General features: G+C 45.6%; 15 protein-coding genes, 1 tRNA gene and 4 pseudogenes. 7 read left to right on the top strand and 13 right to left on the bottom strand.

What is annotated here, in order from left to right:
• Window positions 1–18: 18 nt before the first annotated feature.
• From JGUZn3_RS05655 to JGUZn3_RS05630, 6 genes and pseudogenes are all read right to left on the bottom strand, one after another.
• Window positions 19–855 carry an MlaE family ABC transporter permease gene (locus JGUZn3_RS05655; protein WP_203414671.1) on the bottom strand — a complete coding sequence of 279 codons (837 nt, stop codon included), beginning with the start codon at window positions 853–855 and terminating at the stop codon, window positions 19–21.
• Entirely contained in the window at window positions 846–1811 is a 966-nt protein-coding gene (locus tag JGUZn3_RS05650) for a hypothetical protein (protein ID WP_203414670.1), read from the bottom strand. Before JGUZn3_RS05650 ends, JGUZn3_RS05655 begins: the two co-directional genes overlap by 10 nt.
• Window positions 1812–1845: 34 nt before the next feature.
• Entirely contained in the window at window positions 1846–4248 is a 2403-nt protein-coding gene (locus JGUZn3_RS05645; protein ID WP_203414669.1) for an adenylate/guanylate cyclase domain-containing protein, read from the bottom strand.
• Window positions 4249–4712: 464 nt separating this feature from the next.
• Window positions 4713–5090: pseudogene (gene nuoB / locus JGUZn3_RS12430) on the bottom strand (NADH-quinone oxidoreductase subunit NuoB); the annotation flags it as partial.
• Between the two features lie 61 nt (window positions 5091–5151).
• Entirely contained in the window at window positions 5152–5841 is a 690-nt protein-coding gene (gene alkB, locus JGUZn3_RS05635) for a DNA oxidative demethylase AlkB (protein ID WP_203414668.1), read from the bottom strand.
• A gap of 1865 nt (window positions 5842–7706) precedes the next feature.
• Window positions 7707–7943 (bottom strand): hypothetical protein, encoded by a 237-nt coding sequence (locus tag JGUZn3_RS05630; protein ID WP_203414667.1) that lies wholly within the window; start codon window positions 7941–7943, stop codon window positions 7707–7709.
• Window positions 7944–8443: 500 nt separating this feature from the next.
• Between JGUZn3_RS05630 and JGUZn3_RS05625 the strand changes: the two genes are divergently transcribed.
• A complete protein-coding gene (locus JGUZn3_RS05625; RefSeq protein WP_203414666.1) occupies window positions 8444–8833 on the top strand; it encodes a hypothetical protein in 390 nt (129 codons plus the stop codon).
• A gap of 941 nt (window positions 8834–9774) precedes the next feature.
• On the opposite strand, the gene JGUZn3_RS05620 is transcribed toward JGUZn3_RS05625, so the two are convergent.
• On the bottom strand, window positions 9775–10887 hold the full coding sequence (locus JGUZn3_RS05620; RefSeq protein WP_203414665.1) for an L-dopachrome tautomerase-related protein: 1113 nt from the start codon (window positions 10885–10887) through the stop codon (window positions 9775–9777).
• Window positions 10888–11784: 897 nt separating this feature from the next.
• Window positions 11785–11955: pseudogene (gene rplB, locus JGUZn3_RS05615) on the bottom strand (50S ribosomal protein L2); the annotation flags it as partial.
• A gap of 397 nt (window positions 11956–12352) precedes the next feature.
• On the opposite strand from rplB, the pseudogene JGUZn3_RS05610 reads away from it, so the two are divergent.
• Window positions 12353–12637: pseudogene (locus tag JGUZn3_RS05610) on the top strand (hypothetical protein); the annotation flags it as partial.
• A 2042-nt stretch (window positions 12638–14679) separates the two neighbouring features.
• Here JGUZn3_RS05610 and JGUZn3_RS05605 read toward each other — a convergent pair.
• On the bottom strand, window positions 14680–14928 hold the full coding sequence (locus JGUZn3_RS05605) for an SRPBCC family protein (protein ID WP_203414664.1): 249 nt from the start codon (window positions 14926–14928) through the stop codon (window positions 14680–14682).
• Window positions 14929–16242: 1314 nt separating this feature from the next.
• Between JGUZn3_RS05605 and JGUZn3_RS05600 the strand changes: the two genes are divergently transcribed.
• Window positions 16243–16695, top strand: coding sequence for a hypothetical protein (locus JGUZn3_RS05600; RefSeq protein WP_203414663.1), 453 nt, complete (start codon window positions 16243–16245; stop codon window positions 16693–16695).
• Between the two features lie 77 nt (window positions 16696–16772).
• On the opposite strand, the gene JGUZn3_RS05595 is transcribed toward JGUZn3_RS05600, so the two are convergent.
• Together JGUZn3_RS05595 and JGUZn3_RS05590 are read right to left on the bottom strand one after the other, a co-directional pair.
• Window positions 16773–17765, bottom strand: coding sequence for an aldo/keto reductase (locus JGUZn3_RS05595; RefSeq protein ID WP_203414662.1), 993 nt, complete (start codon window positions 17763–17765; stop codon window positions 16773–16775).
• 378 nt (window positions 17766–18143) lie between these two features.
• Window positions 18144–18332 (bottom strand): annotated as a pseudogene (locus JGUZn3_RS05590) (hopanoid C-3 methylase HpnR); the annotation flags it as partial.
• Between the two features lie 329 nt (window positions 18333–18661).
• Between JGUZn3_RS05590 and JGUZn3_RS05585 the strand changes: the two are divergent.
• The 3 genes from JGUZn3_RS05585 to JGUZn3_RS12895 all read left to right on the top strand — a co-directional run bounded on the left by JGUZn3_RS05585 (window position 18662) and on the right by JGUZn3_RS12895 (window position 22574).
• Window positions 18662–19666 carry a hypothetical protein gene (locus JGUZn3_RS05585; RefSeq protein WP_203414660.1) on the top strand — a complete coding sequence of 335 codons (1005 nt, stop codon included), beginning with the start codon at window positions 18662–18664 and terminating at the stop codon, window positions 19664–19666.
• A 597-nt stretch (window positions 19667–20263) separates the two neighbouring features.
• The gene (locus JGUZn3_RS05580; protein WP_203414659.1) at window positions 20264–21148 is read left to right on the top strand and encodes an oxidoreductase; all 885 of its coding nucleotides are present in this window, start codon (window positions 20264–20266) and stop codon (window positions 21146–21148) included.
• 1090 nt (window positions 21149–22238) lie between these two features.
• A complete protein-coding gene (locus tag JGUZn3_RS12895; RefSeq protein WP_203414658.1) occupies window positions 22239–22574 on the top strand; it encodes a tyrosine-type recombinase/integrase in 336 nt (111 codons plus the stop codon).
• Between the two features lie 143 nt (window positions 22575–22717).
• Here JGUZn3_RS12895 and JGUZn3_RS05570 read toward each other — a convergent pair.
• A tRNA-Val gene (locus tag JGUZn3_RS05570) sits at window positions 22718–22792 on the bottom strand.
• 204 nt (window positions 22793–22996) lie between these two features.
• Here JGUZn3_RS05570 and JGUZn3_RS05565 point away from each other — a divergent pair.
• Window positions 22997–23851, top strand: a complete 855-nt coding sequence (locus tag JGUZn3_RS05565) for an N-formylglutamate amidohydrolase (protein WP_203414657.1) — start codon at window positions 22997–22999, stop codon at window positions 23849–23851.
• 337 nt (window positions 23852–24188) lie between these two features.
• Here the strand turns inward: JGUZn3_RS05565 and JGUZn3_RS05555 are convergent, their stop codons facing one another.
• A complete protein-coding gene (locus JGUZn3_RS05555; protein ID WP_203414655.1) occupies window positions 24189–24629 on the bottom strand; it encodes a YidB family protein in 441 nt (146 codons plus the stop codon).
• Window positions 24630–24843: the final 214 nt, after the last annotated feature.

The following is a 24843-nucleotide window of genomic DNA, read 5'->3' as shown; positions in this document are numbered from 1 at the left end:
CTACTCCTGAAGCCTACCCTAAAAATTAATATTGATGCTAAACAGCACCGTTATAAACATAACCATGAGAATACCCCTGGCAAAGGCTCTTGGCAAAAGGGAAGAAACGCTCTCGTTACTTTGAATGAGCAGCCCGGTTAATGTGGAGCCAAGGCCAATGAAAAAACCAATGGTCACAAATTTTAACGGCACAAGAATGTAGTCCCACGCTGTCATGGATAAAAGGACAGTATTGAAGAAAAACCACACCGAGCTGGATGTTGTCCCTACCGAATAGCTAATGATATAACCCACAAAAAGTGCTGTAAAACTAAACAAAATCCCTAAGGTAAAGCTACTGATGGTAAAGGAAAATGCCCGCGACATAACAAAAAACGTAAAGGGGTCTACCCCTTGGGATTCCAAAAGCCGGATTGTGCCTGTGCGCGTTAGCTGTCCACATTCTGCTACGGCCAGCATGCCGCTTCGGCCCAGCATGATGATTCCCACCAAAATGGGGGCAACCTCACGCAGAAGGATCGTAGCCAGGATCGAGCCTGTCATCTGGTCCATGCCAGCCACCCCAAGCCAATAAATGGTTTGGGAGATAATGGCTATTCCGGTCAGGGTGGCCGTAAAGAGGGTGCTCATGACCCCCCCACCAACCGCCTGCGATAAAGTGCGCCGAAACTCATAAACCACCGTACGCCGCCACGATAAAGGGTTCACACTTTCGCGTAGCACACCCCAAGCGGTTCCCACCAGCACCAGAAAAAAACGAACATGCGTACGCGTTACCCGGCCAATAAAGCCCAACCAGCGAAAAAACGTAATAAACCAGCGTGAAGACCACAACCCTGCCCAGCTTAGGCGCATGAGAAAACTCCTTTACCCGCTTTAAGAGCTGAAAGGCCAGACTCATAAACCCACTCATAAACCCCCTGATTAAAATAAACCCTTTGATAAAAAGACCTTACAGCACCCCCCCCAAAAGAAGGTAAGACCCAGGAAAAAGATAAAGACCAAAAAGAAGATAAAAAAGATACCGTAAAATAATGCCTTCTCACCAAAGCAGGATTGCCCTGTGCCCCCAAAATCTTTCGCCCCTGAATTAAAAGAGAAGGGAAGAAGACAGGCCATGGGGTAAGCTGGGTTTTATTTTTATTCTTATTCTTGTTTTTATTTTTACACTCGCCTCTCTTTTCTCCTGCGTTTTCAACTTCCCTTGCGTTCTCAAACCCCTTATAAAGGTTAAGCTTTCCTTGACTTTCATTCCCTACAAGAGAGACCATACCCACAAGAGGGACCCAGCGCACAAGAAGGATCCTGCCAAGAAAACAACAAACCCACTTTTGCCCCCTGTTCCAGGCCTTATTCTGGCGTGTTTTTTCATGGGCCTCTTTTTCATAGCGCATTTTTTTATGGCCCGTTTTCTCAGGGCGTGTTTTCTCATGGCCCATTTTTTCATGACGTGTTTTTTTGGGGCCTGTGTTTTTGGAGCCTATCTTTTTAGGGAGGTCTTGGGAGGGGTCTTGAAGCTGGCAGTCTTCTCTCTCCCCTTTATGGCCACGAGAATATTGAGAACATTCGTCACGGTTGCTTTCCGCAACTCCTCTGCTCGCTAAGCGAGCTTGGTTAAGAGCACTCCCCTTACTGTGTTGGTCGCTGCCCCACTGGTCACTTCTTCTGCGCTGATCACTGCTGTACTGGTCACAGTTGCACTGCTCACGACCCCATAACCCGCCCACTATAGGGCTTAAAATCCATGAGGTAGCCCTTGGGAAGCCCAGTATAAAGGGATCTGGCATAGGGCTTGGCATAGGACCTGGCACAATCCACATCTTTTTTGGGGCCCAACCTATCATGTTAACGCAACCCCGCCAGAACATAGGTTTGCACCAAGCCACTGCCAGGCACAAAAAACGTGCTTCTAGGCCTGAACAGGAACCGATGACGCAAGTTCTCATAAACCACTTCCGTCACCTGAATGGTGCCAATATCGGGGGCATCAAAGGCCATAAGCTCTGCCACTTTAACCACCCCACCCCATATGTTAAACACCTGCCCTGCCTGACCCAAATGGCCTGCATAAGCGGGCCCAATATCCATGCCTATTTTAAAGAGAGGGTCAATATCGAGCTGGCCCAGCAGGGCTGCACAAAGATCACGGATATCCAAAGCTGCATTGGCCAAGCGAATAATGGCTGTGGAATCCCCTTCAGGGACAAACCCCGTTGCAGCCAGAATACGGTTGCCAACCACCTGTATATACCGAAGGTTATATTTCTGAGCCACCTCTTCAAGCTGCAGGCTCATGGTTTTAACCGTTTCAACAATAGTGTCAGCACTATGGGCAGAAACTTGGTTTAATTCCAAAAAGCTGAGCATCATAACCGCAACATAGGGGAAGAACCCCTGGTTGGCCAGTTCAGCACCCTCCCCCTCAGGCACAGATTGGGATGAACCCGCTTGGTGAGGCTTCTGCAGGGCCAAAGGAAACATCTGCCCATTAACCCCCTGCTCGCCAATAAGGTTTTGCTCTTTTTGGGCCAGTATAACGGGCTGGCTTTGAGAGGCTACTTTGCGGGTATAGCCTATCATCTCCCGGTTAGCGACGGCAAAGCGCAAGGCTACAATCGCCCCGACCAGCTCAACAGTATTGGCCACATTGCGGATAATTTCGGCATCCTCTAGGACAATCGCCCCAGCTGAGGCAGAGCCCTCACCCTGGACAATAAAAATATCAAGCGAGGTAGAGCCGAACTTGCTCATATATTGCCGGTAATAAGGCAGCACCCGATCATCTCTGCTCGCATCCTCAATATGCACTGTCCCCCCTTCTTGAATAAGGCTGAAGAAAGCTGACATTTCCGCATTGGCAATTTCAAAGCCACCGGTGTGGGTATCGCCTTGGACATCGTAAAAATCATCGCATAATAACGTGCTGCCATCTCGCAATAAGCGCCATAAACCCACGCGCTTGCTATGCGAAAGGCTCGCCAATTCTTCTGTGAGTTTAAGAGCTTCTTCTTGTGGGTTGAGCAAGGTTGGGTCTCTTGCGAAATCTCCGATAATTTGGCCCTGCTGTTGGTTGATATATTGTTGGGTGCGAAAATCCTTACGGGCTTTTTCTGTTCGCCTTCCCTGGCGGATAAGCAAGCCTGCCAAGACAATGGCCAGGCCTACAATGACCAGAGAAAACAGAAAATTCTGCTTTCCATCGGACGCTGTAAAGTCAGAGAAGTCATTTTCAGGTACCACCACCAGCAAAATCCACCCCTGGGTATCAGAGGGAAGGGCTGCTGCAATCATGATATAACGCTTATTATCCTTTTGAATCTCACGGACCCCATAACTATTGACACGAAAGTCATCATAAGCGCGCATTAACACCGGGGTATGCTGGCTATCGACCACCGTATCGGTGGGGTCCCACTCAGCATTGGATTTCTGCTTTTGGTGAGCTACTTCCAAAAGGCGCCTACCGGCAATAAAGTGGCCATCCTTGTCAATAATGGCGGCATCCCCATGGGTACCAAAACGTAGGGAAGACAAAAATGTGGTCAGCTGGCTTAAGGTGATGTTCACTGAGAAGACTTTTTTCTTGCCATCAGCCCCCTGAAAAGAGGCCGCAGAGGCGATCAGCACCTCGTGCAAGTAACTGAGGTAATACGGCTTATACCATTGGATCATGCCATCCTTGCCGGCATTTTTATACCATGGCCGTGTGCGGGGGTCATATCCGTTGCTGGGGTCGGAGCTTTGGCCGATCAGCACACCATCCTGATTATAGATCCGGCGGTAGAAGACCATTTTATGGGTGGTGGGGTCTCTTTGCAGAAGCGTGCGACGCAAGCGTCCCTCACTCATATGTTCAACCATGGCAAAGTTGCCATCCTCATCAGCCAGATAGAAGGACTGAAATTGGGGGATTTTCCGCAAGAGGCTTGTGGTATAGATCTCGAACAGGCCCCTTTCATAGCGGATGGGGCTGTGGTGGATCATATCATCAAGGATGAAAGCTGCTGTTGAGGCGGGCTCTAGAAAGTCGGCTACTTCTTTTGAAACCCGCTGTTGCTGGTTGAGAAGAATGGTGTGCGAAAGCCTCAGCACCCCTTCCCGTGTGGAGTTATAGGAATGAAGGCTTACACCAACAATCACCAAAACAACCAAAATAACCCCAATAATCGGAATCGCAATCTGAATCATAAAACGACGAAATGGATGAGACTCCTCCCCTGTGGGGTCAACCAGCTCTTCACTTGCCACTATTTTTTCCTCTTTGTTATCCTTATAGGCCTCGGCCAGAAAAACAAAAACACAGAAAACCCCGCCATTTTTCTAAAGCCTGTTACCACCCAAAAGCCCTAATCCACAATCACCAGTCCACAACCATTGGCCCACAAACCATGAGCTACAATCTCTGACCCATACCCCCTGGCTACACCCCCTTAGTATAAAGGCTGTTTTTGCCCTGTGGCTGCTTGGGTCTTCAGTGTGCTCTCATAACCCCTTACCCTCTCATATCCTTCACAGGCCACCCTCCTGCTTGGCCCCTTAACCTATTTTATAAAACCTGTTTATAAGACCTATTTTATAAAAAACTGACCCTTTTATCCTTCTAGAAATGATACGGCAGAACCATAATATAAAATTATGGCCACATACTGGCTTTTTACAAAAACTCCCTGCGTAAAACAATAACATTCCCACTATAAAACAGCAAATTCCACCCCTCCCCCATTTGCGCATGATCCCATGGAAATTCTCCATCTGGGTTCTGCCATTTGGTTATAAACACGCCTTAGTGCCGGCGCCATTTTATTTGTAAGCGTTCCAGCAACGATCATAACATCAGGTTGCCGAGGAGAGCCTCGGAGAATATTCCCATCCCGTCCAAATCATAACGAGGTCTATAGGCATGGATCATCTCCACCGCACAACAGACCAGCCCAAAAGACATAGGCCATATGGGCCATAAACTCCCCCGTACGGTAACTCCCCGTACGGCCCCAATTCACCAGCTTATCCAGAGTGGGCACCACAAGGCCTTTATTGTTAATTTTGCCCGTATTTTTAATTTTACCCGGTATGCCTTGAATGACAGCATCTTATCTTCTTACACCCACCAGCAGAGCATCTTGTTTTTACAACATAACAACATACTTGTTTCTATACCATAACAACATAACGGAAGGTAAGGCTTATACGCACATCCAGCCCGAGCGGCCTTATGCCATCATCTTTTATGGAAGAAATACCATGGTAACACAGGCGGCTAGCACCCCCCCAGACAACACCATCGCCATGGTGGAGCCGATAACGCTGAACAGGGTCTTGCCGCTGTAAGCCTCCAAAGGCAAATGTTGCCGACAACCCAAGGGAAATGGCAACAACCGGCGCACTTCTATCCCCCTCATCCTTATCCTGATGAAGGCCCATTTGTTGCCCAGCCCTGTAGCGATTGATCAGGCAGGTTGAAGGCACAAATCCTTTAAACCCTGCCTGCTCGGCCAGATGGGTTGAAAGAGCTAAAAATTCCTGGGGCATAGCGGGCCATGGCTGACCGGTTTGCGGGTCTTTGGGTTCGTAGCGGTAACCCTTTTGGGCATCGGTTACCCAACCGAGCGGCCCACAACTGGTCATGGCAGCCCCCATACGATAGCCCCCCGGCGTAACCATATGGCGAAAGGGAGAACTCTGAGCAATACGTCCCACCGCCTGCAATAAAGCCGAAGCCGCCGATAATGCCGCCCCACGAAACAGAAAAGCCCCCGCCCCTAAGGACTGAATGGCAGGCGGCCTATCCTTAGAAAGATATTCAAAAAGATCTGGTAGAGAAGGGCTTGGTTTTTGGGCCATCTTGTCCCTTTCATCATGGAATTTTTCTAATAATAATTTCACCAATAATAAGACATTTTACCCTTAATAAAACCATAGCTAGTAAGACCATAGCGATTTACAAATAATGGGCCATAGGCTGGCCGAATGGGCCAGTTTTGCGCAACGAGAAAATCAGGGCAATGATAGTCTAGCACAAGGTTACACCCTCCTAAGGAGACCAGGAAAACCATGCACGTTGATAACCCACCCAGCAGGCCTCTTCATTCGCAAACTCTGGCGCAAACTCTGGCGCAAACTCTGGCACAAACTCTGGCACAAACCCTGAGCCGGTCTATTGTCTGCACAAGCCCCATACCCTTTTACAATGCGTAGGAAGAATGGTTATAGGGATGAAGAACGGCTATAAGAATAGAGAGACCGATGGAATGCCTTCTCCTTTTATTGACGGTAACTGGCTATTTATTGATGGTACCTTATATTTACAGTACTCTTACTTTACAGTTTACAGTACTCTTACTTTACAACACTCTTATTTACGGTAACCAACTATGCCATGAGCCGTTTGAGTGCTGAGTTTATTAGATATTTTCTATAAAAAAAATAGGAAACACCGATAATTTAAGAATAATAGCCTATTTTGGCAGTCTATGTTCCCAGATTAAGGAATATTATCATAAAATGACCCTTTCCAAATGAACATTAATAATTTATTAGTGTTTTTATCACTTTTTAATACCCTTTAACTTTTAAGTCTTGCTGTAAAGCCTTTAGTTACAAAGACGTTTCAATTGTTTCTATGGGTTTTACAGACTTTGTTTGATAAACTGCCTCTGGATTTTTTCCAGAGGCTTTTCTTTTTACCACATGTTTTTATCCTATTAGCATAATCTCATACCGTTTTTTCTCAATAAGAAAACCCTTTACCCCCCTTGGCCATAGCCCCACCAGATGATAAAATTCCATACCAATCCCTAATGTCTGAGCGGGTTTACGCTAAAGCCACCAGAGCAGCAGCCTCCCCCTCTTGCCCTGTCAATCTCTGCAGAGGCCATTGCTCTTATTGTGAATGGGAGCTGCCGATGGAATTTGCCGTAGAGGCCCAAAAACTTTTGGAAATCAGCTTGGAAGATAGTGTGGGATAGGAATGAGAGTATGAGCAAAAATCACTTACTGGAAGTTAAAAACTTCCAGGCCTGTGTTGCAGAAGCCGAGCCAGAAAACCTATTCTCAAAGGGGCAAACCTGAGTATTCCAGAACCCAAGTATTTCAGAGCCTGAGTATCTAGGACCAAATTATTCCAAAAAGAGTGCCTTCCCCTATAGAAAATACCCCATTTTTGGTATGAGCCAGAGGGAAAAGCCTAGGTTATATCAACCTTGCACCCCTTATTGAAGGCCAAAAAAACACAATTTCTAAGCTTCGGTAACTCCCCTCACCCTTCTGAACACCTGGCGAGTTCTTTTGATCTTTGATGAAAAAATACCTTCTCTCAGAGAAAACATAGAGAAAAATCTACAAAAGAGAGAGCCCTTTTTGAAAAAACCTTTCTGGATAATCTACTCTGCACACTCTGCAAGCGGAAAAACCCTGGCTCTCGATGGCGGGTACAGCAGGCTCCCCCATTTCCTGAACCAGGCCATTATAACGCCCCCCCGCCAGGACTGTACCCTGGGCCCCCAGCTCTGTTGTTACAAATTCAAAGGTCGTGTGTGGACTATTGCGCAAAACCCGATGAAGAACAAAGGTGGCGTATAGAAAATAGGAAATCTCCTTAAGCTTTAAAGCGCCTTCTCACACTGCTCTTTCACACCGGCCTCTGACTAGCATCTCCAACCCTTTTTACAACCCCCTTTTCGTGTAGGGCTATTCATTTTCGTACAAGGCTACTCATTCTCATTGGCAAGCTCTACGCGCTCCCAGCCCTTACGTGTCATACAGGCCTCAACAGCGACTTGCTGCTTGTGCGCCTTCAAAGCCGAGGCCTGCTGCTCACACTGGGCGTAAGCCTGCCTCTCATCCTCTACACTGGCCTTATCCTTTACCCATCCTTCATGAAAACAGGCCGAAAGGGAAAGCATTAATACCATAATACCAACCACATACCCACAATGTTTTATCATTGACTCTTCTCTTGTTAAAAATCCATCTTCTGTCAGGGAAAGCCTATACCATTTAAAAAAAAGCCTATTCTCTTGAAAAACAGACTCGCTTCCTTCAAGAAGATCCCTTTTGATCTATTGAATAGGATCTGCCCCCTATTGGTCTTTGGCCGGCTACCTCATCAAAAGGTAGGGGCTTACCATCACTTTTACGTAATATTACACGCAAGACCAATTGTATCTTTCAATATTTACGATAAGCTAGAAAAATAAAAGGCCATATCCGCAGAACGCGCCCCTTTTCCTCCAGTTGCAGGAAATTTCAGCGCCTTCCGCCCCCCTTGTAGGCCCCGATCATTTTTAGAAAGGATAGCCCACCCGTTATTGCCTGGCTGACAATATTTAGCGTTCCTCCCCGCTCAAGATCCCATTTCGAGATCCCATTCGGCACATCACGATCAACGCATGACTAAAAGGTTGATCACGCTTTCCCCGTACCTTTTAAAAAGGAAATCTGTCCCATGAAGCATCTTTCCTCTCGCCCGATAGCCCTTCCCCTCAGCACAGTGACTTTTACAGCCCTTTCCCTGCTTTTATCCCCCTTCGCCTTACAGGCCCATGCTGGCCCCGCCCGTGCCGAGGGCATCCACTATTACTGTGATGACGATTTTTTCTCCTTTTCTCTTACCAATATCTCAGAGCAATCTGTTACGATCTCCTCCCACCATACAAACGAAACACTGAGCCGAATTCCCATCTCTTCTGAAGAGACCTATCAAGGGAAAAATTTTAAATTATCCTTGCAAGACCAAGATAACGCTACGCTAGACTTTACGACCCATGGTCATACCTATCATTTTAAGGACTGCACCAAGGAAGAGCCCACTTCGACAACGGTTGCTGCCAAATAAATGGTTGTTGCCAAATAACAGGCCTCTTCCTTACAAAATCTTCTCCAGCAGGAATAACCATCTAGGGCATGGCGTAGACGTGCTTTCTCTAACCTATTAAAACGCCATTTCTTCCCTTCATGCTACATCCAATCTGGGATCAAGGCCCAAGGAGGGTAACCCAGAGAGGATACCCAAGGAAGATCAAGGCCCAAAGAAAATAAAAGATGAAGATAAATACGCCGGAAAGATAAAAGTTTAGAGAAAATACCACAGCGGGATTGGCTTACTGAAAAGCTGACACAAAAAGCTTGCCCCTCTCCATAACCCTCCATCAACCAAGCGTAAACTCAGGAGAAAAAGGTCTTTACTAAAAACCCAGATCAAAAAAACTAAGTCAAAAAACACTGATCAAAAATATAAGCCAAAAGCTGGACCAAAAACATGAGCCAAAAAGCATGGGCCAAAAATTCGAAAGAGAAACCAAAAGAAAAAATAGAAACACACATCAAGGCATCACAAAGCCCCACTCCACAAAAAACCAGCCCTATAGGCCCAATAAAAGGGGAGGTTTTTCTGAGCCATGTCAGTTCTCTGACTTGGTGGGAGGAGTTTTCCTCTCTTTTTGAGTATAAGGATGTTTTAAGGAAGAGGTATGGGGGGGTATTTTTGGCGCTGAATAGGCTTTTGGCATACGAAGAAAACAGGGCAATAGAGCCATAGCCATGCGATGCCCCATAGTCATGAGATGTTAAGAATAGGCCTATTAAAAAACAGGTTCCGTAAAAGCAAGTAGAGGGAGTCCTTCTTAAACCTTACCCCCCACTTGAGCTTTTACTTACAAACGCTTTCACTCACAAATATTGATGATCCACAAACCTCAACCCCCAACACATATTCACAACTATAAAGGGTAAAACTTAAATAATACAACTTAAAGGAGATAACTTAAAAGGCATAACTTAAGGGGCCAGCGGTGTTCTAAAAATGGCATAAGGACCAGAGATGGGACGAGAATTATCAAAGAAATATTCCCATAAATGAGAATCTGCCACATAGAGATAGCCATCATGAATTGCAAAGCCATCTGCCCAGGACAGTTCCGGGCTAGTAGCAAAAAGGCGTGTTTGCAGCTGGCCCGTCTGTTCTGAATATTTCATGGCCACCACAGTGCTATGTTCAAGATCTCCCCCATAAAGGGTATTGTTCTGATCAATAATCAATCCCCCTGTCATGGGGCCTTTCCCCAAAAACTGGACTTTAGCAGAGAGGCTCTCTGCAGAAAGGGTGGAGTTACGCAGGGCCTCGGTTTTTATACGCCAGTAATTATGGTCGGTAAGGGGGCGATAATATAACCACTCTTCATCATGCGAAAGGGCAATGCCATCTGCATGCAGGATTAGGATTTTTCCTCCCTTTATCGCTGGTTGATCTCCTATAGAAAGATACTGGCCTGCCTCTGAATGGGTAGAGGGATCACCTTTTAAAACCTGGCGGCTCTCCCCCGTTTGCAGGTTGAGCACCACCAAGCCACCAATCCCTCCTACATTGGTAAGGTAAGCATAATGATGCTTGGTATCGATACGCACATCGTTTAAGGAATCCTGGGCTGAAACCGTTGAACCAAAACCGTAACTTCTCAGCATACCTCCTGTTATAAGGGAAAACTCCACCAGTTTGGGGGCCACCTGCCCCTTACCAGAATCCAGCACCCAGAGATGATTTTGCTTATCGACCCATAACGCTTGAGGAACCACCCACCTATGCTGGGCAGACCCCTTTTCCTGATTCCAGGAGAGATCTGGAAAGGGTTTAAGAGCCCCAGTGGACACCATAACCTCAACCACTTTTGGCTGATCCCCTAAGGGGGCACTGGCAAAAATCCTTCCCTCATGGGAAACAGCAATACCCAAAAGCCTAAACTGCTCAAACTCTGCAACCTTCTGCAAAAGGTGCCCTTTCCCAGAGACGGTCACAGCAGTATTCTCCACGGCTTGGCTAGGCAGGGCCCATAAAAGACAAAACCCAATAAAAGCCGCCAACACCCACCCTTTAGATAGATTTATTCTTATCATTACACCCTCCCAAACCCTTATGCCAAACGGTTAAGCTAAATGGTTAAGTCAAACGCTCAAACCAGACAAGCGCCAAACAAGCAATAGACCAGACAAGCGGTAGACAAGAGCCAGACAAACGACAGAAAAACCGCTTTATAAAGCCCTTCTATAATCTGTAAAAACTATCCTACTTTAAAGAATAATGCTATTTCAAATAGGTTATTTTCCTATTAAGCTCAGCCTCTGCCAGCAGGTAAGGTTTGAGCAGCTTTCAGACATTATGGCTTTCACATTATCGTGCCAACATGAGAGGCCTGTTATATGGCTCTTGGGGTTGTACATGCACCCGATACAACAAGCCTGAGAGGGGATTAAACGATGACATCCCCGAGAGAGCACCCCGAGAGCAATCTTGCCGCGGCCAACACCTTACCAAACCCTCTAATCGTTTCAGAACCATCCCCTTGGTCTTATACTTCCCTCTCCCCCGCAAAGCGCAATCACCATATAGGTAGCAGCCTAAAGCAGGGTGGGTAGGTTGGTTTGGTTAAGCCCATGCTCGAAGCAATAGCGCGCGTCAGAAACACTATTCACCCTGCGGCCTGTATGGGCAATTCTGACTGGGTCAAACAGGGCGCATTCGTGGGAGAGGATATCCCCGGATGAGAAGAAGTTCTTGCTGAATATGTAGATTTTGCTGAGTGCGCAGATTTGGAGCGTGGAAAAGAAGAGATACAATGCGAACTATGAGGCCTTGCTTTTTCCCTTTGTTGGGGGTTTACCTCCTGTAAACTAGGAATAATTTACCCTATGTCGATCAATTCAATTTTGCTCCCAATAAGCTTTTCTGGTACCCGCGAGGTGCTGTGCATAAGGGGTCATAACAACACCACGATTATGAGGCCGACACCCTTACCAACGTATCCGACCAGCCTTACCACAGCTTTGGTTCATGGTGTCAGGGTTAGATACAGCCCCAATTGTGGCCATACAGTCTCTACGAACAAGACGATGCTCGCCAGATTGTACTTTAATCTGTGCATAACCTCCGTCTTTCCCAACAAGCTGAGCATAAGTCCCAGCTGAGAAAGTACTGGGCGGTTTAAAGAGGGGGTCATTCAAAGAGAAAGACCGCCTCGGCCGGCGACATCCTTATTGTCTCTATTAAAAGATGCAACGCCTCTCAAGAGGCCATTTCTCGTGGATGCAACGCCTCGTGGCAAGGTCAAGAAGAGCGATGTGTAAAAGCATTCCCAAAGAATACTTCAAAACAAAAAGGCCTTCCTAAAACAGGTCTGATGGGGAACAGGCCTGACAAGAAAAGAATGAAGAAAGTCAGAACCCATCAGAAAGTATACTGGAGAAATTCCAACCCTATATTATATGGTGCCCTTGCCTGTCTCGTGGAGGAAAACTGAAGCACAGCAGACAGGACACAAGCATACCCTTCGTGACTCTCTTTCTAGGGGTTGGGACACTCTCTAAACTGCACGACAAGATCCGTACCCGTTATGAAGCAATTGACGCTGAGGGAAGGAGTGTTCGCCAGACTGTGGTCACCACACTAGGAAGGATGATCATTGCACAGATTTTACCTAAAAATCCAGCCATCTCCTTCGACCTTATTAATAAACAGCTCACCAAAAAGACGATCTCTGATGTCATCGATATGGTCTATCATCATTATGGACAAAAAGAGTGTGTGATTTTTGCTGATCGTTTAATGGGCCTTGGGTTTGGCCAAGCCGCTAAAGTAGGTATTTCCTTTCCTAACAGGGGATAGAACAGGTGTTCTTGAACCGTATGTTTGTATACCCACGAAAGGCCACTTGTTGGTTCGAATTCATTTTGTCTTCTCTGCATTTCTGTTGAAGTCGTGTAGAGCCGTGGTTTGTTCCCATTCGGCTGATAGACGGGCACAAAAATGGCTTGATATACGCTCACCTCTCCTTATCATTCTATCCTAAAGCCATGCTCCTATAAAGCTATACTTCCATAAACCATGCTTTAGGATATTCGCCCACACCTTCCAAAAACAATTCTTCACAAGCGCATTAGGAGCCCCGAAAAACTCGTCAGGACCCTCTCTACCCTACCTTATCTGCGCTCCTGCTTTCGCTCTAGGCCTGCCTATTAGGCCATTCTCCAAGAGAATATTTCTCCAAAGCAACAATCTATCGAGAAGTCTTACCTACAGCCTCTCATCAATAAAAAAAACTGCCCCTTCATAAATCAAGGAGCAGTAAAAATAATGCTCAAAAAACTACAATACAAGGTTCAATAGAAACATTGTCTCTATCTGCCATTCACTATAGTGCGTTTTCACATTTTTGTTATGATCCACATCAATCATGATAAAATGAGTCTCCCAACAAACATAATAGTTACCAAAAACAAAAAAGCTGCCTCTGACAACAGAGGCAGCCCGAAAAGATGTATCCCCAAAAGAAGTCTCATGAATTATTTCTATTTATGAATTCAACATGTATGTTCTTTGTGATTTTTATGTGATCAATCCCCTAACGCCTAAAATTTATTCCCTACCAAGCCTTCAACAGTTTTCAGGCCCTCCCCGTAAAGGAAAAATCTGGTGGAACCGTCTTTGCCCCCCCAACACACCACCCACCTTTCCTTCCTGCCTTTCATGCTTCATGCTGGAAAAGAGTGGTGGTTGTCTTACCCCCCCAAGAGCGTCTATCTCCCCCCTTACCCCCCTTTAAAAACTTGAGAAAATGCTTTTCTCAGAGAAGAGGTTTTAAAAGAAATGGGAACGTGAATTCTTTTTTATGTTCCCATTTTATTTTCACTTATTATTTTCCTTGGACGTCATTCCTTTGTCCAACAACAAAAAACCCTTACAAAGAAGGGTTTTTTGCTCTCTATAGTGTGACTTTAATAGCAATAGGCTTAAGAAGCGTTGACTATTTTTTTAGTTTTTTAGAAATTATCTTGCGTGATCATCTCTGTTATCATCTTTATCTCTTTTCTCATTCGTTTTATATAGAAAAGAAAGAAATACATTGTTTCCATTAATACTATTTTAATGTTCTTTAACACCGCTGGTACTACAACTGGAGGGCGATCAAAAAAAGAATCACCACTCTCGTCTTTCCTGCTTTACCCTCAGCAAACCTTCTCATCTCTCCCTTTATGGGGCCGCAGATTATTGGGCCACAGACTTCAACCCTATTAGGTAGGCTTCACCCTACTTTGACAGGCTTTGGAAAGACCATTGTCTAAAAACAAGAATCATTCAAACAATTCAGGAAGCCTACGCCTTCAAAAGATACTCTTCTGAAACTGTAAAACCTCTCTCATCAAAAAAAATAAACCGCCCCCTAGAGCTCCGCCACCGCAGGAAAGGGATTCTCAAAAAGGGGGCCTCAAGCCCGCCAACCCTTCTCAGGCACAGGGGAAAAACCAAAGAGAGCGGCCCAAAAGCCGCTCCCACGAAAAACAAAAACCATCCCCAAGCTCGCAAGCAGACAAATTCATGGAAGGCCTATGAAAACAAAATCAGAAGAAGCCACCCCTCTGTAAGGCACACAGCAAGACCAGACCATGACATGCCCCTTAAAGAGAGATCCTAACCACGCGTACTGGCCTACGCTTACGATAATACCACCCTACAGATTGGCCGCCTACACATTGGCCGCGGTATAATAATAACGAAGCCACTCCTTGCGCGATGATCAAGGCGTGTACTCATCAAGGGGTGTCATATGAAAACCCCTTTACAATGGGCAATCTCCAAGGATTAGACTGATGACAAGGATTGGACCAATGAAAAGTTAGGCATTTCGGGCCGATTTAATAAGACCTTCCAGCCAATCCTGATGGGCATTTAACATAGGGTTTGGCCGTTCTGCTGCCAGTTTTTTTTGCGGGTTCTCCCATCTGGGTTTCCTGCGTTAAAAGCCTAACCCTGTTTTCGGAAAGGTTTTCAAACAACCAAGCATGATGAACCCGTAACTGTTGCGAGGGCTCTGCCCCATCCACTTCTGCAGACCAGACCACCCGTGCGACCTTATCCATATCAGGAGAGACATATTCTGTCACTTCAGCCTTAATCGGAAAAGAGAATGTTACAAAATTAAATTGGGCCCCGAGGGAGAGCAAAGGCCCGCTGGTGTTTTTAAAAACTATTTTGGAAACATTATGATAATAACGCGGCCAATGGGTTGTATCATTCAGATAAGGTCACAAAGCCTGAACGGTTAACCCTGAAACAATCACTTCGTTTGAAACAAAGTTATCTGTTTTTCCTGGTTCAAAACCAGATGGCCAAATGATAGAATTCAACATGGTGTGTCCTTTGATAAAAAAAATTTTGTAAAAAAGAGTTTTATAAAATCGTACATTTAGTTCTCTCTATGAATATAGGGGACTTTCTTCCCTTATCAAAGCCCCTAACTACGGAGAAAATAAAACCGAAGGATGATTATCTCCTCCCAAAGAACCGAGGTAAGAGAAGCAAACAACCAAAACTCCATAAAAAGCAAAAGAACAGCTTCCCTTGATGGGAAACCACCTTTAAAAAAGCTGCACCGGTAAGCTTCACTGGTAGATTCATTGGCAGGTTCACCAGCAGTCTCACTGATAGTCTCACCGGCAGGCATTAGCAAACTGCATGAGCAAGCTCTGCACAGCACACTCTATACTTGGGCACCCTGCACTGGTCACCCTTTAAAAGGCAAAATTGATCATGGGGGGAAAATACGCAGGATAGCGGTATTTTGTCCTCCTTTCTTTTTGCTTTCCTTCCCAGTGTGCTTGCAGTGTGCTTGCGTGCGTTTTTTGCGTCATATGTTTGCATAGCGTTTTTGCATAGCAAAGCTTACGGATCCTTAGAGGATGTGAGGGAATTGTCTGGGAAAGGATCTGCAACAGGAAGGGGAGAAGCTTTGGGAGGAGGCTGTGTTGATAACAGTGCGCGCAGAGCCTCACCGTGAAGGGATTAAAGCAGATTTTCGCGAGTCTTCTGCCCTGAGAGCTGGAAACCTAGAATAGCCGCACGAATAAAGAGCTGCTCGAACAAAATATCACAGTCAGGACCTCCTGGCCCGTGGAGAGGAAACACTCTCTGGAACCAGACTTTGGGGACAGGTTTTGGAGTCAAATTCTCTAGAGTCAATCTGGGGGGCAAGTTCTGGAGTCAAGTTCTGATATCAAGTGCTCTGGGGGATCAAATTCTGATGTCAGGAAGAAGGGAAGTAAGATATGCGAGGGTCTCCGTCCCTTAAAATGTGCGGAGTTCTTCGCTCCTTAAAATGTAAGGAGGTCTCCGCCCTTAGGGATAAAACTTGGCTACGCATTATAATAAGCCGAATTTCCCGGAAGGAGGTCTCCACCTCTTAAAATATGAGGAGATCTTTGCCCCTTAAGGCGTTGCCCCAACAGGGGGTTATTACCATCGTGGGCCTAGGTGTCGAACCACCAGCTTCTGAAACTGCTAAGAAACCTGCTGTGGTGGTGATGTCGGCCTCTTCTAAATCTTCCAAGCCAGCGGCTCCAGCTCCTCAACCCACAGCTGAACCTTCTCCCCCGCCAGAACAGATGGCTTTAAAGGCGTTGGCACTTAAAAAGCGCCAGAAGATGGGAAAAGAGAAGAGAAAACAGGGTTGGGTGTGGCTTATCTTACCCTTTATCCAGGGGGGGTATAGTGTTGGGGAAACAGAAGGCGGCCACATTAATTTTTCCCCTGTCGATGAGAATGTGCGAGGGTCTTCGCCCCTAGGGGTAAAACTGTTATGGTACCAACCTACCGTAACAATCCAGAGACCCGAGGGCCCTGCCCCGCCCCGTCTCGCCCCTAGGAATAAATGAAATCCGAAACGCTCTGTTGTAAGGTGAATACAGTCCCCTCCCCTCGGGATAAAACCTTAGGGGGTAAGGTCTTAAGCCTATCGGTCAACCAGCCTCTCCAATGATTGTGGATAACGCTCCCCAACAATGGGAATTTGAGAAGAAAGAACTGATATTTCCTTCTCTTCCTCTGCAGTGAGCTTAAAGGCCACAACCCCAATATTCTCTTTAAGGCGATGCAGCTTTGTTGTGCCTGGAATAGGAGCAATCCAGGGTTTTTGGGCCAAAAGCCAGGCCAGAGCAATTTGAGCAGGGGTGGCCTGTCTTGCGTCTGCCACCTTTTGTAGAAAATGCACAATCGCCTGGTTGGCTTCACGGGCCTGGGTTGTAAAACGCGGTGAATGACTTCTGGTGTCATTTTCTGTAAATACCGTTTGGGAGTCGATTGTTCCCGTTAAAAACCCACGCCCTAAGGGACTAAAGGGGACAAACCCTATCCCAAGCTCTTCTAGGGTAGGAAACAAATCTTTTTCTGGTGTGCGGGTCCATAACGAATATTCGCTCTGCAAGACGGATACGGGAAAAACGCTATGGGCCCTACGAATCGTTTTTGCACTTGCCTCTGATAAGCCAAAATATTTGACTTTCCCCTCTTTGACCAAATCCCCTACTGTTCCTGCCACATCTTCTATAGGAACAGACTGATCCACCCGATGCTGATAAAAAAGGTCAATCCTGTCGGTTTTTAACCTTTTAAGAGAGTGCTCGGCTACCTCCCTGATATGCTCTGGCCGGCTATCGAGCCCATTCAACTGACGGGTTATTGGGTCTATTTTAAAACCAAATTTTGTAGCAATCACCACTTTATCCCGATAAGGGGCGAGGGCTTCGCCCACAAGTTCTTCGTTGATATAAGGGCCATAAACTTCTGCCGTATCAAAAAAATTTATCCCCCAGTCCACGGCTTTTCTTATCAGGTCAATACCGGCTGCTTTTTCTACAGGCTCTCCATACCCGTAACTTAAGCCCATACACCCCAAACCCAGGGCAGAAACTGTCAGGCCATTTTTTCCCAACTTACGATATTCCATTATATATTCCCCTCTGTCATTCTCTTCGTTCGGTATTAAAAGCTCTTCATCAGTGTAAAAGACCGGTTTCTTTCAAAATAAGGCTTTTTTCATCAAATAAAATGACTGTTATCAGATTAGGCTTATGAAAATTATTCATCCATGACCACAAGATGCCTCACCAGCCTCAGCCAAAACCTTCATCATCACTGCTGTGAGGGGGATCTTTCCATAATCAACGTGACCAACGTGACCAACGTGACCAACGTGATCAACGTGATCAATCGCTCCAATATTACAGTGCGGTTTTCCGCTCAAACTTTGCCTTTGCCATTATTCAATATCTCCGTTCTAGTGCTCACTGAACCAAAATAACATGGAGAAATCTAATTTATACTCCATTTGTTGCTGGGGATTAAAGACGCTATTGAATTTCCATATGGATTTCGCAAAATTCCATTGATTATGGCGTACAACCTTATCCCATAAAATACCAAACACATCGACTACGGCCCGCCAACCCATATGTTTCATATTCATAACCTGTTGGGTTTTGACGAGCTCCTTATAAAATTCATCTAACGGTAACTCAATAACCAAATTACCAACGATCCCGCTAACCCAAGCGTTGATCGAGCCGGTGTCATGACAGCCTGTTTAAACTGGCCAGGTCGAGGCTCCACCTCAAGGCCATAGGTCAAGGCCCCAGGTCAAAGCCCCACGTTAAAGCCATAGTCGTTCATATAAGCCTGGGGCATTCCAATAAAAAAGCCTCCTAGATGGGGGCTGGGTAACCAAAGCATTATTTCAGAAAATTCAGTAAGATCATTGAAATAAGTAAGATAATTGAAATAAGAATTATGCCTTTATAAAGATACAGATACAAATATCGGCAAAACATTAAGGAAATTTAGAAAATGTCTTTTTTATTCGACTTGTTTAATCACACCCAAACAGCTGTCACTCCAGGAACTGATACGACCGCAACTTCTACATTATCTGGCGGAAACACTGAACAAGCAAGCCAGCAGACCATCCCCACCTCTTCAGCCTCAAAAGCATTTAACCCATTTTCAGCCATTGATGATTTTGTTAAAGGGGCCATCAACGGTGTTACCAATATTGCCAATGCTATTGGGCGTACCGTTGAAACGATCGGCCAAAATATTCAGCAGGGGATCGTCAATGCTGAAAATGACCTAACACGGTTTTTTCATCAATTCCAACAGCCCCTTACTCTTGATATCGGAGCTTCTAATGATCCCAATCTCACACATATTACTTTTATAGGTAATGGCAAACCTATCACTGACGTTTCAATCAATCTAACAGTTAATTCCGTTTCCCCAGAAGCCTTAAAAGGTTTAAATTTTTGGGCACTGCAAGTAAACTGGCCAAACAATACGTGGGCACACGGTGGGCCGCAAACCCATATTGCCAACTCTTCTCAGCCGTGGGGTAATCAGGTCAATTGGGGTGGTCTTGTCAATAAAGGTGGCGGTTCAGCCGATTATACTGACAAAAATCTAGCAGAAGATATCTACTCTATTCAAAATGGGCCCAACAGACTTGCCCCTTATGACTGGGAAGTAGGAAAAACCTATACCCTAAGTGTCGATAGAGGTAACCTTGTAACGCTGCCCCCTGGTACATATAACTACGGTGGTGATGGCGAACCAGTCAAAGTTGATAATACCCGCCAAATGTGGGAGTGGACTTTTACCATGAAGCCGGCCGATGGCTCTGGGCCTGCTTATACTTCTACAATGTATAATAGTGCTTCTAGTATTGATTCTGTTCTGGCATGGTCTGAATCAGGCTACGGCAGTGAAGGTAAAGCCAAAAGTGCAACCTTCAGTAACCCACAATATACAACAGCAGATGGTACCATCCACTATTACTCTTCATATTATAGATCATAAATTCGACTCTCTGATAAATAAACTTTTAACCTACCGAGTAAACCAGCAGGCTCAATAAAACAACTTGCTGGTTTCAGTGGTTTTAATCCCTCTTCCCCCTCTCCCTCTCAAACGCCAGTTTTTAGCATTTATGATCGCAATAGAAACGAAACTTTGCGTACAAAAATGGCAAAAAGAATTTAAAATAACTGGTAGCTGATATACTAATAAACCATCCATGAGTTCAAAGTATCGCTATCAGTAATGATGAAACAGAATAAATATTTTCTATGAAACATCATAATCATTATGGAAAAATTATTACTGGAAAAATTATTACTGGCGACCAAGTATTGATAACAGATCAAGATATTCGCTATGAAAATTTCTGGGAATATACGCCCACAGCATTAAGAGGATAAGAATTCCCAGGCCCTCTAAAAAAAATCAAACCATGATCTGGACGATGAAATCCCCTTCTAGAGAGACAACCATTGCGTTCATCGAGGCAGGTGTGCGGTTGAAACAACACTCAAACACAACTATCTAAACATTGAGTTCCTCACTTTAATTGGTCTCCTATCTGCTATTCTTAAACATTTTAAATCTGGAAAACCTATGACAAACTTCAATATAGACATACACAAGGCAGGCACATTTATTTTAGGAGAGAAAAGCATAAACCGTATGGGATATGGCGCTATGCAACTAACCGGCCCTCATGTATTTGGCCCTCCTAAAGACCGCAATGCTGCTGTATCCGTATTAAAAAAAGTCATCTCTCGTGGTGTGAATCATATTGATACCAGTGATTTTTATGGTCCGCATATCGTTAATGAAATCATTAGGGAAGCCTTGCATCCCTATCCTGATAATCTTCTCATCGTTACCAAAGTGGGCGTTAAACGTGATAATAAAGGCGGTTGGCTTCCTGCCCAAAGTGCAGAAGATATCACAAAGGCTATTCATGATAACCTTAGAAACCTTGGGTTACAGTCTTTAGATGTTGTAAATTTACGGGTTATGATTGATCCTACCAAACCCACAGAAGGCCCTATTACACCCCAAATTAAAACTCTAGTGAAGCTACGAGAAGAAGGTCTCATTAAGCATATCGGCCTCAGCAATGTTACGACCCGTCAGGTTCACGAAGCACAACAATACACAGCCATTTCTTGTATTCAGAATCACTATAATCTTATCCATAGAGAAGATGATGATCTCATTGATGAATTAAATAATAACCATATAGCCTATGTTCCGTTTTTCCCTTTAGGCGGCTTCTCTCCTATCCAGTCAGATTCATTAACAAAAATTGCCAAACAGATCAATGCTACGGCCCATCAAGTTGCCCTGGCCTGGCTATTACAACGTTCACCTAACATCCTCTTAATACCCGGCACATCATCGTTAAGCCACCTGGAGGATAATCTTGCAGCGGCTTCCTTAGAGCTGGATAAGGAAACCTTAGCTCAACTCAACACTTTAGCCACGCAGGCATAATGTCTTTTTATTGGGGTTTTTTAAGTAAGTTAAAGGCATAAATTTATTCTTTGCTTACTTTCTTCTCCCTTTCCCGCTCGAACTCCAGTTTTTGGCGCTTGTAATCGAAATAGAGAGCGAAAAACCCGTCGATTGCGCAAACAGCCAACATTCCAATAACGGACAATAGGGTGAGAACCGAATATAGAATAGGATGAGCAGCGACAGCCAGGAGAGTTTTCCAGCGTCCATGCCCTATTATCCCCCCAACGCCTACAGCTAAACACAAACATGTTCACGCCTGCCCAGCCCATAGAGAGAGCTAGCCCAGGATAAAAACCATAGCCAGATGCATAAATATTGAGTGTAACCCAACAGGACAGCCAAAACGCCAACACAACCCATATTCCACGGAAAAGACAACTCTCGCAGGCTAGGGAACAAAGTTGGCCAACCCCTGTTACCAACATAATTCCCTACCAGGCCCAATTCGGGAAAAATATCCGTAAATCCCATATCTGGCAACCATTCCCCATGTTCAATTGGGATATCAACACGTGCCCAAAGAGCGTAAACAATAAACATAATGGACGATCAGAACTCCGCATATCAGTGGACCTTTTGCCCCAAACGGCGAGAAACGGCGAGCAAGGGTTTTCAGAAATAAAAGCATAAGACTTTCCCAATAAAAAAACCCTCTGAAGAGAGTAAGGTCTATCAGCCCCCAACCACAATACCCCTGTAGAGTTCATGATTGTGGCTCCACTGGACAGGTCAATACCCCTGGTTGCTTTGAACTTATACTCGAACATTTCCCTATTAGATATTATACTGGACTGGAAGGCCAAAACGCCCCCGCTTAACCCCTCCCCATTGAATTGCAGCGCAGCTGTCGCATTTGTCGTATAGCGTAGAAAAACCCTTCATAAGGGTAAGGGGACCTTAGCGGAAAACCTGTTTGTTTGCGGTTGGCAGTATCGTGGGAATTGGCAACATTATCATGCGCTAGTTTATAATATCCGATAGCCTGCTCACTATTGAGCAGTGTAGCATTGGGATCGGTTGAGAGAATGGGGTATAATCTTCGTTATAAACCACCTTATTAAAGAGCGTGACTTCACGAACCAGCAGCAGATTACACGGGGCATTAGCCTCTGTGGGATCAAGGTTGCGCCCCGGAAAACCATATTCCAACCCTAGGGGCACTCTAACCCTAAGACCTGGGGGGAGGAATCCTCAATCCCATAAAACAGCCTGTAAGAAAGCAGGGATTGTTAATTTCAGGGTGCATGATTGGCGCCATCACTGGGCAAGTCATCTGGTAATGTCTGGCTGTGACCTACATACCCTCATGAAATTGAGTGAATGGACTACGCCAAGGATCGTTCAACGCTATGTTTCTGTTCGTCACAACCCTCTTTCTAATGCCCTAGAAAGATTAAAATGATTCCACAAATTTTGCCCAGATTTTGCCCAAGCGATTTAGAAAAACCTGTCCATTTTTGTTTAAAATTGTCCAGAACTGTCCCTTTAGGGAATAGTATGACTCTGTGGATAATATTAAAAAATGGCTGTTTTCTGGGGAAAGGATGGTGGGCGCAACAGGGATTGAACCTGTGACCCCTACCATGTCAAGGTAGTGCTCTACCGCTGAGCTATGCGCCCATCCTTATAAAGGGTCAGGTGGTTTCTATCCTGTCTTGACGGGTTGCGCAAGCTGAAAAAAGAAAAATTCCAATTTTTTGCTTCTCTTTTTCCTAAAATATTTCCTTTATATCCAAAATATTTCCTTATATATAAGGAGTTAGGCCCTCAATTGATATAAAAACTAAAGCTCCCCCCGCCACTTTTTCATGGAACAGGCCCAGAATGCCATCCCCCCCTGTTTATAGCGTTTTTACACCTTCCAGGGCTTTTTCTACCCCCCTCATTCTCTGCTCGGGGCATTCTGGCCGCCATTATGAAGACCACCTTCTTGCCCAAACCTCTCTAAGCCTCGAAATGTTACGGCAAAGTGAAGATGCTTTTGTGGACCAGATTCTAGAGCCATGCCCTGACCTGGGCTGTCAGCTCTTGATGGCCCACTTCCCCCGGATCTTTTGCGACCCCAACCGCGAGGAGTGGGAGCTTGACCCTGATATGTTTTCCTCCCCCCTGCCTGCCGGGTGTAATACGACCACCAGCCGCGTGCAAAATGGCATTGGCACCTTTCACCGCTTCGCCGTGGGGAAACACCCCCTCTATAGGGAGAAACTGCCCCTGGAAGAAGCCTATACAAGGCTAAAAACCTATTGGCGGCCTTATCACCAAACTCTGGAAGCCCTGGTTGAAGACTGCCTGCACCAGCATGGAGTATGTGTGATTCTGGATTTTCATTCCATGCCCCAATGGCCGGGCCACGGGCCAGATTTTGTGCTGGGCACGGGCTATGGCACATCATGCGCGCTTAGTCTGGTTAGGGAAATAGAAACCTTCCTGCTTCAAAAAGCCTACCTTACCCGCCGCGATTTTCCCTATGCTGGCGGATATACCACCCTGCATTACGGTCGTCCCCATCGGAATATCCATACACTTCAAATTGAAATCAGCCGCACACTTTATATGAAAACAGCCCCCTTACAGACCATTCCGGCTTTCCAGACACTTCAGGCTGACCTGATGGATTTACTGTCCCATTTTATAAGCTATCTCCAGCATTCTTCTCCCCTCCCCACATCCTCTTAGGTCACCTTCCTCCAAAAGACGCACATGTTCTTCAGCAGAATGAATCTGAGGATCTACCCCTTCGTCAAGAACCTTGCGAGCAACAGCCCGATACAAAAGATCCGTATCAAAATAAGGAATCTTTAAAGCACTAGCGATATTTCTGGCCAAGGGCCTTTTCCCGCAGCGGCTGGTCTTCAGGAGAAATAGCCTTGGACCAACCCATAGCAAAGAGGTCTGGCCCAGGACTAAAGCACTTTTTGTTCTAATAGGCTTCAGTTCTGCAATGCTCCAAAACTAAAGCGCTGAGAAAGAACTAATAAACAGCAAAAACAACCAGACTGCTGCTGGTTAATTTTTACCCTTCTCCCTCTTTAGGGGCTGTATACCCTTCAGCATTCGTGTGGTTATCAACCGCCTTGGGCAAGAGAAAGGCAATGGCGGGCATAAGAATATTCGCAGGGATCCCCGTTTTGGACAAGAAATGATTCACCTGCTCGCTTGAAAGGATCTGACGAAGCTCATCGGCTGTAATGGGCAGGTTTTCCCCACTCCCAATCCAGGAGCGCACCTTGTCACCCAAGCCTGCCTTTTCTGCCTGTTCCAACAAAAGCTGCACGCCATCAATCTGTCCATTAGATGAAGACGTTGGAGATGAAGAATCTGGAGATGAAGAAGCGGAAGCCTCTCCCCCCTCTGGGCGCTCCCCTGAAAGGAAGCTGCCCACAACAGCGTTTACCACCTTTTCGCTGGCTGCACCGGTGACCTTGTTAAAAATATCACCAAGAAAATTACTCATACTCTCTGTTCCTTATAGCGTGTATAGAGTGTTTATGGCCTCCTATAACGGCCATATCTGTTAAAATCATGGCCTGGCAGACGAATTTTTAAGCAGTCTTTCGCCTGGGTCATGGCCTAACAAACCCTTAAAATAAAGAAGATAGGACGTGTTAACTATAACGCAAAATGAACAAAAGTTCTTATTCTTACAAAAAAATAATCATGATCGTGGT

Origin of the sequence: Entomobacter blattae, assembly GCF_014672835.1 — a bacterium.
Taxonomy (GTDB): Bacteria; Pseudomonadota; Alphaproteobacteria; order Acetobacterales; family Acetobacteraceae; genus Entomobacter; species Entomobacter blattae.
This window is presented reverse-complemented; position numbering and strand designations above follow the sequence as displayed.

Bases quoted from the DNA above. Each gene is read 5' to 3' on its own strand.
- JGUZn3_RS05655 (WP_203414671.1), bottom strand. From the start codon at position 855: ATGCGCCTAAGCTGGGCAGGGTTGTGGTCTTCACGCTGGTTTATTACG.
- alkB (WP_203414668.1), bottom strand. From the start codon at position 5,841: ATGGCCCAAAAACCAAGCCCTTCTCTACCAGATCTTTTTGAATATCTT.
- JGUZn3_RS05630 (WP_203414667.1), bottom strand. From the start codon at position 7,943: ATGATAAAACATTGTGGGTATGTGGTTGGTATTATGGTATTAATGCTT.
- JGUZn3_RS05625 (WP_203414666.1), top strand. From the start codon at position 8,444: ATGAAGCATCTTTCCTCTCGCCCGATAGCCCTTCCCCTCAGCACAGTG.
- JGUZn3_RS05620 (WP_203414665.1), bottom strand. From the start codon at position 10,887: ATGATAAGAATAAATCTATCTAAAGGGTGGGTGTTGGCGGCTTTTATT.
- JGUZn3_RS05595 (WP_203414662.1), bottom strand. From the start codon at position 17,765: ATGGAATATCGTAAGTTGGGAAAAAATGGCCTGACAGTTTCTGCCCTG.
- JGUZn3_RS05585 (WP_203414660.1), top strand. From the start codon at position 18,662: ATGTCTTTTTTATTCGACTTGTTTAATCACACCCAAACAGCTGTCACT.
- JGUZn3_RS05580 (WP_203414659.1), top strand. From the start codon at position 20,264: ATGACAAACTTCAATATAGACATACACAAGGCAGGCACATTTATTTTA.
- JGUZn3_RS05565 (WP_203414657.1), top strand. From the start codon at position 22,997: ATGCCATCCCCCCCTGTTTATAGCGTTTTTACACCTTCCAGGGCTTTT.
- JGUZn3_RS05555 (WP_203414655.1), bottom strand. From the start codon at position 24,629: ATGAGTAATTTTCTTGGTGATATTTTTAACAAGGTCACCGGTGCAGCC.